Origin of the sequence: Streptomyces sp. RKAG293, from assembly GCF_023701745.1 — a bacterium.
In the GTDB taxonomy this organism is placed as follows: domain Bacteria; phylum Actinomycetota; class Actinomycetes; order Streptomycetales; family Streptomycetaceae; genus Actinacidiphila.
In genome coordinates this window covers 8,821,675-8,835,155 of the sequence record NZ_JAJOZB010000001.1, presented here as the reverse complement: position 1 = coordinate 8,835,155, position 13,481 = coordinate 8,821,675, and the positions used below count along the sequence as shown (strand labels likewise).

Below are 13,481 nucleotides of genomic sequence, written 5' to 3'. Positions count from 1 at the left end.
CGCGGTCGCGCCCTGTGCGTGGCCGCGGGGAGACCTTTTCTCACCCGGGAGCTACGGATGGAACGGTGGCGGTTCAGCCACGGCGTGATCGGTGTGAACGCCCCCAGCTGGTTGACGTTCGAGGTGCACCGGCCGTACCTCGACGGCGCGGAGTCGCCGTTGGCCGAGATCCAGGCCCGCGCCCCGCTGCTGGCCGCCCGCCGTTTCGACCAGCGCGCCGCGACCGCTCTGCGGTTCGGGATGAACATGCCCGCCAGCTACCGCCGGCTGCTGATCGAGGAGTCGCGGCTGCGTGAGTACCGGGCCGTCGTCCCCACCGATCTCCCGGCGCACTTGGCTTCCGCGTCCTGGGCCCGGCTGACGCGGGCGTACGTCCGCCGCGCGGAGCTCGACCCGGTCGACCGGGCCACGTTGGCGCAGTGGCTGGTGGCGGTGTGCCTGCCGGCGGCGGTGCTGGAGGTGGTGCCGGACGATCTGGACCCTTTGCGCTGCCGCGACGAGGTCGAGGCCACCGTGCAGGCCGCTCGGGCGGCCGCGCTGTTCCAGGCCGAGGGGCTGTCCGCGCGCACCGCCGCGGCCTTTCAGGTGCTGGTCGAGGACCCGCCGGACACCTTGTGCCACGCCCAGGCCGCCGGTTCCTGGGGCTACCTGCTGGCCCGGCACGCCGGCGACGACGCGGCGGCCCCCGGTCTGGCCCGCCAGGCCCGGGAGCTGCTACTGGGAGCGGCCGGTGGGCGCACCGCGTTCGAGTGCGCGATCGCGGCGGTCCGGCTGGACCTGCGCGAGGTCATGCGCGCCGAGCGCGAGCAGGACTTCGACGGCGCCGCGACACTGCTGGCCGCCGCGGCCGCTTCGCTGGATCCGCTCGTCCCGGCGGACCCGGAGGACGAGCTGCTCCTCCTGGAGGCGCGGCGGCGGCTGATCGACCGCCGGCTGGAGATCGCGGTGCGCCGCGAGGACACCGTGGGCGAGCAGCAAGCGCTGGCCGAGGGCATCGCCCTGGACCCCTACTCGGTCAAGATCCGCATGCAGGCCGCGCAGGCGCAGCAACGGCTGGGCCGGCCGGATCAGGCGCTGGCCGGTTACCTGCACGCTGCCCGGCTGGGTCCGCTCGGCACCGGTTTCGCTCTGGTGGCAGCCGCCGAGTGCGCCCGGCAGGCCGGCCACGAGGAGTTCGCTTTGCTGCTCGCGGAGCGGGCCTTTCGGGCCGCGCCGCGCTCGGCCAGGACCCAACAGCTGCTCGCCGACGGCTACGCCCGGGCCGGTGAGGAGGCGCTGGCCAAGGTGGCGCGCCGGGCCGGCCGCCGCACGTGCCGGCCGCCCGGGTACGCGAACAACTGGCACTACCAGATGTACGCGTCCTACTTCAATCTGGGCCAGTCCCAGTCGCCCAACCTGTACGCCGAACTGCCCACCCTCGCCTACCGGCACGCAGCGGCGGGCACCGCCCCGGACATCACCTATCAGCGCCTGATGCCGCCGGCGTTCCGCGGCAACCTGGTGCGCGAGTCCGGGCTCGCGGAGTTCGCCGTCGACCACCCGGCGGAGCTGCCCGAGCAGCTGCGCACCCCGGCCTGGGACCACCTGTGCGAGTGGGTCGAAGGGTTCGAGAAGGCCGATCCGGAACGACAGTTGCTCACATCCGCGCTCCTGTTCCGGCTCGGCTTCGGCCGGCTGGTGCTCGACCTCATTCCGCAGCGCCCCGCCGCCGAACTGTCGGGGCCGGCCGATTTACGGCTGCACCACTGGCGCGACCTGGTGCGCTACGTGGGCTCCGTCGGCGGCGGCCGCCGGCAGGTGGCTGCGCCCACCACTTCCTTCGACGTCGCCCGGCACCCCGACTGCCCGCTGCGGCTGCGGTTCGTGATCGCGGTGTTCGCCGTTGTCTTCCACGCGCGGGAGACGAAGTCGCTGGACGAGGCGCTGGCCTGGCGGACCACCGCCGAGCAGGCGCTGGCCGAACTGCTCGCCGACCCCGGCTGCACACCGCTGGACCGGCTGATGCTGGAGAGCAGGTTCTACCGCAGCGTCACCTATGTGCCGTTCCTGCAGCGCGACGAGGCGCGGCTGACCGCCGAGATGGACCGGGCCGAGGAACTGGCCAGGGCGATCGAATCGACCACGCCGTACGAGGAGTTCCTCCGCCGGGAGAACCTGCGCGCCTGCTTGGAGAGCCGGTCCAAGGAGGCGCTGGGGTTCGGCCGCGACGACCTCGCCCACCGGCGGATCACGGAGGTGATCGCCCTCGACCCGTACGAGCCCAAGAGCCATATCGAGCTCGCCGAATCCCTGGTGCGGCAGGGCCTGCACCGGGAGGCCGCCGACGCCTATCTGCGGGCCGCGCGGCTCGGGCCCACGTCGACCGCGATGAGCTACGGCCTGGCCGGCGAGTGCCTGGCCAAGGCCGGGCTGCCGGAACTGGCCGAGGACTGCTTCCTCCAGTCCCTGCGCATCGACCCGTACGCCGTCTCGTCCGCTCGTGGTTGGGCCAGAACCGGGCGCGACGACGCGATGGGGGCGCTGGGCCGGGAGTACCGCGACGGTCTGGAAGCGTGGGCCACGACGCGCCGCGCAGCCAGGGCCGAGGCCCTGAACGGGACGACGGCGGACGGGGACGCCTCGGCGCACGTGGTGACGGCGGTGACCGCCGTGACGGCGATCGGCGGCGGTGCGGACTCGTCGGGCGCGGGCCGGGGGAACCGGTCCTGATGCGCTGGTCGCTGGCGGAACAGGCCCGACCCGGTACCGACGCGGTGGTCGTGCCCGCTTTCACCGACCGGCCGGGGCAGGTGCCCTCCGCCGGGTTCGTGGCGGCCTGCGGTTTCACCGGGCGGCCCGGCGAGGTGCTGCGCCTGCCGGGAGAGGCGGACGGTCCGGCGCAGGTGCTGCTCGGCTTCGGAACCAGCACCACCCTGGACGACGACACGATCCGGTCCTCGGTCGCCGAACTGGCTCGTGCGGTAAGCGGGTTCGGGCGGCTGGGCCTTCCGCTGCCCGCACCCGGGGGGCGGGCGCCCGGCCCGTCGGCGGTGCGCGCCGCCGTCGAGGGGTTCCTGCTCGGCGGCTACCGCTTCACCCGTCACAAGTCCGCCGTCGCGAGCGGCCCGTGCGGGCCCGAGTACGTCGACCTGCTCCTGCCGGACGGCGGCGGGGCGGCCGAGCGCGCCGCACTGGACGAGGGGCAGCGGCTGGCCGCCGCCACCCTGCTCGCCCGGGACCTGGTCAACGAGCCCGGTCAGGACCTGACTCCCGCGCTGTTCGCCGAGCGGGCGGCGGCGGTCGCGGCCGACAGCGGGCTGCGGTGCGAGGTGTGGGACGAGGAGCGCATCGCCGCCGAACGCCTCGGCGGGCTGCTCGCGGTCGGCCGCGGCTCGCTGCGCCCGCCCCGCATGGTCCGGCTGACCTACCAGCCCGACCGTCCGGTGGGCCGGTACGCGCTGATCGGCAAGGGCGTCACCTTCGACGCGGGCGGGCTGTCCCTCAAACCCAGCGCCGAGATGCTCACCATGAAGGCCGACATGGCCGGGGCGGCGGCCGTGCTCGGCGCGATGTCGGTCCTGACCGGCCTGGACTGCGGCACGCAGGTCGACGCCTGGCTGCCCCTGACGGAGAACATGCCCAACGGCGACCCGGTACGCATCGGCGACGTGCTGCGGATGCGCGGCGGCCGCACGGTGGAGGTGCGCAACGCCGACGCCGAGGGCCGGCTCATCCTGGCCGACGCCCTGACCCTGGCCGGCGAGTGCGCCCCGGACGCGATGATCGATGTGGCCACCTTGACGGACGCCGCCCCGATCGCCCTGGGCCGGAAGATCGCCGCCGTGATGGGCACCGACGACGCCCTGGTGGACCGGTTGCGGCAGGCCGCCAGGCAGGCCGGCGAGCCGGTCTGGCCCCTCCCGCTGTCCGACCGCTACCGCTGGCAGTTGGAGTCACCGATCGCCGACCTGGTCAACTACACCATCGGCAACCGGCACGGCACCGCCCTGCTCGCCGGCCTGTTCCTGCGGGAGTTCGTCCCCGCCGGCATCCCCTGGGCCCACCTGGACATCCAGGGCACCGCACTGTGCGACGCCGACGACGGCGAGTGGGCGCAAGGCGCCACCGGCTTCGGCGTCCGCACCCTGGCCACCCTGCTCCGCGAACCCCCGGCGGTCCCCCACTGATGGCTTGAGCCAGTGGTGTTCCCCACTCACCCCGCAGCAACTTACGTCAGATACTCTGGAGGGCCCGCCGTCGACATACTCGGCAGGCCCTCCAGGTCCTCACTATTTCCCCTGGCCGCCGGCCTCGAGGAAATGGCGGTAAACGAGGTCAAGCAGTGCCGCATATGCATGCTGCGACCGAACGACCGCCTGGTCGCCACCCGAGGCGACGTCGCCGAGCCGATCAATGCGGTGCATAAGCTCCTGCAGAAACGCGAGCACATCCACGGGTGCCGGCTTGAAGATCCCGCGTTCTACGTACCGAATCACCGTCGTCACGTACTCCTCGGCGAACGCCAGGTCGCTGTGCGCCATAATCATACCCTCGCCGGAGCCGCTCCGCGGGAACGGCAGTTGGCGCCACAAGGTATAGGAGTCCATAAAGCTCAGCATTCGATATTCCTTCGTTCTAGTGATCGTCCGTGTACCAGAAGGAGACAACTCTTCCATCTGGGCCGATAATCCCGCCCATGCCTCCATTGGGATCCGAGTACTTAACGCCGAACTTGCCATCGTCAAAGGGCATCCTCTTTGCGTTCAATCCCGCCTTACCTCCCGGCTGAGCCAGTCGCGCTGCCCAGTCCTTAGCATCCTGCAAATACTTTGCGGTCGAGATGTGAAGTGGTTCGGCGTGCTTTTCGAAGTGGTATGCGAAGCTGTCCTCGGCAGATTCGAAGGTTCCCTCGTGCCAGGAGCCCGAAAGCCCAGGGCACGGCCCGCTGTTGTGAACCAATACCGGTGTATCGCCCGCCAGCACATAGTACGTGTGCAGGTTGTCGACGGTGAGGTTGTAGGTACGGGCCTGCAGGGCGAAGGCACGGTTGGCCTGCACAGGGACGGTGCTCTTGTCGCTGCTCAGAAGCGTGGTGCCTGGGGTGAGTTCGCTTGTCTTGAGCCAGCGGTGTTCCGATGGGCTCCAGAACGGGTGGTCGGCGGTGGCGGTGAGCCTTTTGGGTCCGTTGCGGGTTGCGAGTGTGAGTTCGTTGAACTGTTTGTCGTCGTCGGTGACAATCTGACGGGTCACCTTGCGGGCGGCTGTAGTCCCGGTGACCGGGTCAGTGGCGAGGACGGTGTCGCCGTCGCGGACGTCCTCGATGTTCTTGGTGGAATTGTCCCCCATGAGCACCTTGGTGCCGGCCAGGAAGCACTTAGTGCACGGGACGCGCCGTAGCACTTTGATCATGGCCGTTAGGAGGTGGAGCCTTTCCCCGGTGAACTGGTCGGGATGGAGGAGATCACACCAGTCGTGATCATCCGGTGTGCCCATGGTCGCCTGCGCGACACACAGCATGACTGCGCCATTCGGTGACAGCGATATCACCATCTCCTCGACCGCAACGAGTTTCTTGGCGGCGTCGAGGATCACCGGTCCGTAGTTGATGACCTGGCAGACGCCGTCATTCTGCTGGCAGAAGTGGGGATCCGCCAGGCGGCACCCCAGGGGTGTTTCGCACCGGTACTGTCTGCGGGCGATCGCGCCGGGATCTTCCCGCTCGAACTTTGCAGCAGCTTCCTCGTCGGCCTTGAGCTTGACGGTGGCCGTGGCGAGGGCATCCTTGGCGGCCTGCGCCGCGCCGGCGGCGTCCTTGCCGGCGGCCAAGGCGGAGGCGCGGGCCTCGTTGGCCGCGTTCCAGGCGCCCGCTGCCGAGGCGTGAGCCATCGCGGAGGAGATCGCGGCCTCGGTGGCGGAGTTGGTGGCCTTGGCCGCGGAGGTCTCGGCGTTGGCGGCGGCTTGCCTGGCGGTCTTGGCCGATTCCGCGGCCCGGGCGGCGGACGCTTCGGCGTCCTTGGCGGACGCCTTGGCCTGCGCGGCGAAGTTCTCGGCGTCCTTGGCCGAGGCCTTCGCCTGGTTCGCGGCGGTGGTGGCCTCGGCGGCGGCCTTACGCGCCAGGGCTGCGGCCTTGCGGGCCTCGGCGGCGTTCTGCTGCGCGGTGGCAGCGATCCGGGAGGCTTCCGCGATCAACTGCTGGACCATCGCGACATGGGTGGTGGCCAGCATGTCCTGGCGCTGGGCCTTGTACCGCCCGTCCTGGAGGAAGTCGTGCAGTAGCTCGGGCGGGCCTTCCAAGGCGATGGTGGCTGCGGACTTCACCTCCGGGCTGCCGCTGTCGATCAACTGGGCCGCCAGGACCCGCTCGTCCTGGGCGCGGGCGGTGTACTGCCCGTCGGTGATGAACTGCCGGTACTGCTCGACAGACCCGGAGTCCAACGCGGCGTTGCCCGCGTCCTGGACCCGGCGCCCGCCGGTGGAGGCGACCTGCGCGATGTAGACGCGGAAGTCCCGGACAGCCACCTGGTACTGCCCGGTGGTCAAGAACGCGGTGATCGTCGCCGCGTCACCCTTCAGGGCCTCCTCAGCCGCCGCACGTACCGATGCCACCGGGCTCTGCCCGGCCAGCGTCGCGACCGATGTGCGGTCGTCCTGCTGCGCAGCCCCTCCTCCGCCGGTCCGCAAATACTCCATGACGTCGTCGTCAGAACCGGACAACGCGGTTTCAGCGGCGGCAACAGCCCACGGGCCGGCTGTCTGCATCGCTAGCAGCGCGGCCTTGCGGCCCTTGGCCGCGACGACCTGCGGGTCGGCTCCGGGCGCGGTGGCCTCGGCGGCCAGCTGCTGGGCCTGGGCGATGCGGTCCTTGTTCTGCTGGACCGTACGGACCTGGTCCGCCTGGGCCTTGGCAGCTGCTTCCTTCTGGTCCTGGGCCTGCTCGATCCCGGCGTTGGTGCGGCCGAGGAGTTCTTCGGCGTCGACCTCACGGGCCAGCGCGTAGATACTCTGGGCCTTGGCAACGGCGGCACTGGCATCGTTGGCCGCGGTGGTGGCCTCCCCGGCATGCTTGGTGGACTCGTTGGCGGCGGTCACCGCGTCATGCGCGCGAGCGCCGGCCTCGTCGGCGGCAGTGGCGGCGGCCAACGCGTGCGCGGCAGCCGACCGAGCAGCATCACCTGCCTCACCGGCCGCGACAGCGGACTTGCGGGCCAGGCTCACTGCGGCGTAGGCGGCGCGCTTGGCCTCCCCGGCATGCCGGCGTGCGGCCGCAGCGGCCGCCTTGGCCTTGGCCGTCTGGGCATCCGACTGATTCGCATAACCGCTGGCCTCATCGGCCGCATCCGCGGCTGCGGCGGCATCCACGCCAGCACCGACCGCGGCCAACGCCGCATCGCCGGCCTGTGTCGCGGCTTCCTTGGCCTTGTCGGCGGCCTTGGCCCCCGTCGTGGCCGCCGAGGCCGCGGCGCGTGCGGTATCAGCCGCCGTGTGCGCGGCCTGGGCCTTCGTGGCATCCACGGCCGCATCAGCCGCGGCACTACGCGCCTTGGAGGCGGCCTGCGCGGCCCCGGCCGCGGCGGAGGCGGCCTGCGCGGCCGCATTGGCCGCGACCCGCGCCGAACTGTTCGCCGCCCGCGCCGCATCGATCGCCTGCTGCGCGGCGGTTGCAGCCTGACTGGCCGCGGATGCCGCACGTCCCGCCGCGGACGCGGCCTTGTTCGCGTCGCTACCCGCCGCCTTCGCCTCAGAAGCAGCCAGCCTGGCCGCATCCTTGGCCAACTTCGAGGCCGTCACCGCACGCGCGGAGGCGTCCTTGGCGGCTACCGTCTCCGCGGCCGCCTGATCGCCCGCCACCCGCGCCTGCTCCGCCAGCTGCGCGACACTGGTGTATTCCTGGTCATGCGCACGCGCCACATACAGGCCGACCTGCAAGAACTCGCGGACGTCGTCCGCGGAACCGTTCAGTGCGAGGTTGCCGGCCGCCTGCACCGCAGGCCCGGCCGTATCCAGAATCTGAACAAGCTGAACCCGCTCGTCCTGATCCCGCGCCGTGTACTGACCCTGACTCAAAAACGCCAACACATCCGCGGGCGTCCCACTCAGAGCAGCGTTCCCAGCAGCCTGAACACGACGACCTGCCCCGTCGATGATCTGGGCCACCCGCACCCGCTGATCCTGCTCGTGCGGTGCCCTCCAACCATCCCTCACAAACACCGCCACTTCAGCGGCGTCCCCCGACAGGGCTGTGTTCACAGCCTCCTGCACCCGCCGACCGCCCACACTCGCGATCTGGGCGGCCTCCACCCGATCATCCCGGAACTTTGTCTCTTCCAGCTGAGCCGCGAAGCGTTGGACATCGGCGTCGGTACCGGTCAGGGCTACCTCCGCAGCGGCCTTGACGCCGGGCCCGCTCGTCTCCCACAGCCGGACGATCCAACCCCGGTCACTGCCGCCGGGAGCGTCATCGGCCATAGCCGTCGAGGATCCGAGCAGAGTCGCCATGAGCGTCAACGGCAACAGGCCCAGACACAACACGCGTATAGCGCGACGTGTCCATTCCGAATAATGGTGCAAGGCATGTCTTTGCCGCAAGGCGATACTCATCTCACTGACCGGCAACTCCCGTGGCCGGATGCCGAACCTCGGCACCGTGAGCATAACCATGCCTGCTTTACCCGTCCTTCACATTACCATCGATCAACACAGCAAGCTGGCGCGCACGGTTAGCCATCGCAAGCCGACGGCGGCACGCCTTCCAGAGGACCGGCCCTCCGTGCCCTACCACACCAACAGCCTGCGGTGAAGGGCGACTTGCCGCACCTTCCCGCGGCGAACGCGCCTCGATTCACCGGCCGGTTGGCACGCTGGGTACACAGTCTCAGTGTGTTAGCTTCTTGCAGTACTTTACGTTTCGATTACATCTGTGGGGGGCCGCGGATCTGCAGTCGCCCATGCCTGAAAGGAATTCTTCGGTGACATCTCGCCTCCGCATACTGCTACTTGCGGCTGGAATCGTCAGTGCGTTTACCGCATTGATCGGTGCGCCCGCCCTGGCCTCCACCACTTCCGCTTCCGTCACGGCAGGAGCCGCTGACACCGCGCCGCCTTCCGCGGTGGAGGACTTCCAGTACCCCAATGCGGCGAAGATTCTCAAGGACCGGAACATCAAGCTCCTCAAGGGTGACGGTCACATCCTGCTGCTCGACGCCTGCGGCACCTCACCCCAGCAGATCAAGGTCTGGACGGGAGCCTCAGAGATCTGCTTCCAGGCCAACAACAAGACGGGCTACCTCACTCTGGAGGTGCCCGACGTCATCCGCCTGCAGACCGGGGAACACCCGATCAGCGCCGACCTCACCGCTGAAGGCGCGACCCAGACGGTCGCCGTCGCCAAGGACAGCGCCAAGAGCGTCGGCGAAGGCACCGTGGACGGCGCCCCTTCCGTCCTGGTCGCCATCCGCGTCACCGGCTGATTCGCGAACCAGCTTCCCACCACGCCGGCGTAACGCCGGCGTCTCCCTCTCTTCTGAGGTTGAGTCCGCGCTCTTGCCAGCGCCTTCGGGCTGTCCAGGACCTTCTGGGGCAGCATGTCCGCCGTCTGCGGCGGACTTCAACATTCCTCTTCTGAAGGAAGCACATCGTGTCAGGCATACGTTCACGCACGGCGTGGACCACCGGACTTCTCGCAGTCACCGTCCTAGCGGGTGTTCTCACCGGCCCGGCGACCCAGGCAGTGACGGGTGACGCCGCCGATGCCGGGGTCTCCGCGTTCGCCGCGAAGCTCGACATCGGGGGCGGACAGCGGTCGTGCACCGGCACCCTTCTGAACAACCAGTGGCTGATCACCTCCTCCAGCTGCTTCGCCGATGACCCCGCCCTACCGCTGACGCTGCCCGCCGGGGCGCCGAAGCTGAAGACGACCGCGACCATCGGCCGCACCGACCTGACCGGCACCACCGGCGCCGTGCGCCAGATCGTCGACCTGGTGCCCCGTCAGGACCGGGACCTGGTTCTGGCCAAGCTCGATACCCCGGTCTCCGGCATCCGGCCCCTGCACCCGGCCATCACCGCCCCCGTTTCGGGCCAGTCGCTCATGGGTGCCGGCTACGGCCGCACCAAGGACACCTGGGTCCCCGACACCCTGCACACCGCCGCGTTCACCGCCCATCAGGTCGACGCCACCACCGTGGGCATCGACGGCACCGCCATCTGCAAGGGTGACACCGGCGCGCCCGTCTTCCGCGACGTCGACGGCAACTTCGAGCTGGCCGCCGTCGCAAGCACCTCCTGGCAGGGCGGCTGCCTGGGCTCCGACGAGACGCGCACCGGTGCGGTCGCCACCCGCGTCGACGACATCAACGCCTGGATCCGCCAGGCCACCGCCGTAACGGCCACGCCGTGGAAGCTGCAGATGCTCGCCACGACCAACACCGGTCTCTACCACACCGCGCGCGACAGCAACGGCGACTGGCTCGCCTTCGGCGACGTCCAGCAGGCCGCAGGCAGCATCGGCGAAGTGAAGGTCACCGCCGACGCCGCGATCAACGGCAAGAACTACGTCTTCGCCATCGGCGGCAACGCCCACCTGTACGAAGGCGCCCGGCTGCCCAACGGATCGTGGGAGAAGTTCCGCGACCTGACCGCCGAGACCGGCGCACTGCCCGGCCTGACGAAGATCGCGGTCACTTCAACCGGCAACGGACTCAGCCTGATCGCACTCGCGAACGGCCGGATCTACCACAACGTCCAGGACGCCAACGGCAAATGGATCAAATGGGGTGACGTCACCGCCGCCCTCGGCGTTCTCGGCAACGCCACCCAGGTGACCACCTCCCAGACCGGCACCGAGACCCAGATCGGCGTCGTCGCCGACAAGAAGGCCTTCCACGCCATCCGGCACGCCAACGGCACCTGGACCGCCTGGGGCGAACTCAAGCAGCTCACCGCGACCCTCGGCCCGGTCAGCAACATGGCCTTCGCCGGCACCGGTACCGACCTCCAGGTCGTCGTCACCAACGCCACCGGCGGCATCCAGCACGGCATCCGCGCCGCCAACGGCACCTGGGGAGTCTTCGGAGACCTCAGTCCCGTCCTGGGCAAGGACCCGGTGACCAACATCGACGCCGCCGCTGTTGACGGCGAGCTCCAGACCGTCGTCGTCACCGCCGACGGGCACATCAAGCACACCCTGCGCCACGTCAACCGCACATGGGACGCAGCCGACGAACCGTCCAACATCCCCGGCACCCCCACCACCGTCGCCATCACCGGCAGCTGGAACTAGCCTCCGCGCCATTCGCCACTGCACCCACGAGGTAGCCAACGCTCCCGGCCGCATCATCAGCGGCCGGGAGCGCGCCGTATGAGCACCACGCTGCGCACAGCGCGCCCCGGTGCAGCTTTCCTCCTCCCGCCCGTACGAAGGACTTGAACCGTGTTCGAAAAACATCCGCGCACCGCGCGGATATCCGGCCTACTCGCCGCTGCCGTAGCCGTTGGCCTGCTGACCGGCGCCCCGACAGCACAGGGGGTCGTCGGCGATAGCGCCGCGGACAACACCTACGCGTTCACCGCGAAGCTCGACATCGGCGGCACGCGGGCCTGCACCGGCGCACTCGTCGACGCTCAGTGGATCCTCACAGCGAGCAGCTGCTTCGCCGACGACCCGCGGGCCGGCTTCGCCATACCCGCCGGGGCACCAAAGCTGAAGACCCTCGCGACCATCGGCCGCACTGATCTCAGCGGCACCACAGGCACCGTCGTCGCGGTCACGGAACTGGTGCCGCGAGTGGACCGGGACCTGGTGATGGCCAAGTTGGCGTCGCCTGTGGTCGGCGTCAGTCCGGTCGCGCTCGGACTGTCGGCCCTGGTGCCCGGCGAGGTGCTCCGGACCGCGGGATATGGCCGTACCCAGCAGGAGTGGGTGCCGAACCGGCTGCACTCCACACAGGTCATAGTCGACTCGGTCGCCGCGACATCCGTCGCTCTGGCGGGCCGGACCACAGGTCAGGCCACTGTCTGCCAAGGCGACACGGGCGGCCCGGTGTTCCGGGAGCACGACGGCCGGGTCGAGGTCGCCGCCGTCAACAGCAGAGCCTGGCAGGGCGGCTGCCTGGGCTCGGAAGAGACCCGAACCGGAGCCGTCAGTTCCCGGGTGGACGATATCGACCCCTGGATCGAGCAGGTGCTGGCGCTGCCGCGGCAGACGCAGGTCACCTCGGGCGACTTCGACGGCGACAAGAAGGCCGACGTCGCGGTCCTGAACGACTACGGGAAGACCCCTGACGGGCGCAATCGCGCGGCGTTGTGGGTGTGGTCGGGCGACGGTCTGCGGACGGCGCGGGCCGTGTGGGACAGCGGAACGGACAGCTGGAACTTCGGCGCCGGCAAACTCACCTCCGGCGACTACAACGGCGACGGCAAGACCGACGTCGGCGTGCTTTACAACTACGGTGCCACCGGCGACGGCCGCAGCCGCACCGCCCTGTTCACCTTCCTCAGCAACGGTACCGGCTTCGGGGCGCCGACCAAGGTGTGGGACAGCGGAGCGGACAGCTGGAACTGGAACAGCAGCCTGGTGACCTCCGGCGACTACAACGCCGACGGCAAAGCCGACATCGGCGTGCTCTACAACTACGGTGCCACCGGCGACGGCCGCAGCCACACCGCCCTGTGGACCTTCACCAGCACCGGCGCTGGTGTACAGGCTCCCCGAGTGATGTGGGACAGTGCCGCCGACAGCTGGAACTGGAGCAACAGCAAGCTCACCTCCGGTGACTACAACGGGGACGGCAAGACCGACATCGGCGTCCTCTACAACTACGGCAAGTCCACGGACGGTCGCAATCAAACAGGTCTCTGGACGTTTTCCAGCAATGGCGACAGCTTCCAGGCGCCTCGCAAACTGTGGGACAACGGGGCGGACAGCTGGAACTGGAACAGCAGCCTGGTGACCTCCGGCGACTACAACGCCGACGGCAAAGCCGACATCGGCGTGCTCTACGACAACGGTGCCACCGGCGACGGCCGCAGCCACACCGCTCTGTGGACCTTCACCAGCACCGGAACCGGCATCCAGGCACCGCGCAAGCTCTGGGACAGCGCCGCCGACAGCTGGAACTGGAACAACAGCAAGCTCACCTCCGGTGACTACAACGGCGACGGCAAGACCGACATCGGCGTCCTCTACAACTACGGCACGTCCACGGAAGGCCGAACCCAGACCGGCCTGTGGAATTTCCCCAGCACGGGTACCGCGTTCCAGAATCCCAGCAAGACCTGGGACAACCGGGAGAACTGACCCAGGAACGGTCACCAGGCCGGAGGATTTCGGAGGGCAATTCGCGCGCCACGACGGCGCTGGCCTCGCGCCCGGTTGCTCGCACCAAGTCCAGGGCCCGCCTCCCGAGGATCAGTGGATCCTCGGGAGGCGGGCCGTCAGTGGCTCAACTCTCGGGTCACGAGCGAGCTCGGCGCACGCGGTGCGAAATCTTGCTGGTAACGACGGC

7 protein-coding genes are annotated in these 13,481 nt (G+C 69.6%); 5 read left to right on the top strand and 2 right to left on the bottom strand.

All coding sequences use genetic code 11. The features are described from left to right. Nucleotides 1–57: 57 nt before the first annotated feature. On the top strand, nucleotides 58–2,709 hold the full coding sequence (locus LNW72_RS38995; RefSeq protein ID WP_250979755.1) for a tetratricopeptide repeat protein: 2,652 nt from the start codon (nucleotides 58–60) through the stop codon (nucleotides 2,707–2,709). Then, nucleotides 2,709–4,166 (top strand): leucyl aminopeptidase, encoded by a 1,458-nt coding sequence (locus tag LNW72_RS38990; protein WP_250979754.1) that lies wholly within the window; start codon nucleotides 2,709–2,711, stop codon nucleotides 4,164–4,166. Before LNW72_RS38995 ends, LNW72_RS38990 begins: the two co-directional genes overlap by 1 nt. 102 nt (nucleotides 4,167–4,268) lie before the next feature. On the opposite strand, the gene LNW72_RS38985 is transcribed toward LNW72_RS38990, so the two are convergent. Both LNW72_RS38985 and LNW72_RS38980 read right to left on the bottom strand, forming a co-directional pair. Beyond that, nucleotides 4,269–4,598, bottom strand: coding sequence for a hypothetical protein (locus tag LNW72_RS38985; protein WP_250979753.1), 330 nt, complete (start codon nucleotides 4,596–4,598; stop codon nucleotides 4,269–4,271). Nucleotides 4,599–4,614: 16 nt separating this feature from the next. Beyond that, nucleotides 4,615–8,637, bottom strand: coding sequence for a polymorphic toxin-type HINT domain-containing protein (locus LNW72_RS38980; protein WP_250979752.1), 4,023 nt, complete (start codon nucleotides 8,635–8,637; stop codon nucleotides 4,615–4,617). Nucleotides 8,638–9,005: 368 nt separating this feature from the next. Between LNW72_RS38980 and LNW72_RS38975 the strand changes: the two genes are divergently transcribed. From LNW72_RS38975 to LNW72_RS38965, 3 genes are all read left to right on the top strand, one after another. After that, complete coding sequence (locus LNW72_RS38975) at nucleotides 9,006–9,446, top strand: hypothetical protein (protein WP_250979751.1); 441 nt, start codon at nucleotides 9,006–9,008, stop codon at nucleotides 9,444–9,446. Nucleotides 9,447–9,613: 167 nt separating this feature from the next. Continuing rightward, a complete protein-coding gene (locus LNW72_RS38970) occupies nucleotides 9,614–11,257 on the top strand; it encodes a S1 family peptidase (protein WP_250979750.1) in 1,644 nt (547 codons plus the stop codon). A 150-nt stretch (nucleotides 11,258–11,407) separates the two neighbouring features. Continuing rightward, nucleotides 11,408–13,273, top strand: a complete 1,866-nt coding sequence (locus LNW72_RS38965) for a trypsin-like serine protease (RefSeq protein WP_250979749.1) — start codon at nucleotides 11,408–11,410, stop codon at nucleotides 13,271–13,273. Nucleotides 13,274–13,481: the final 208 nt, after the last annotated feature.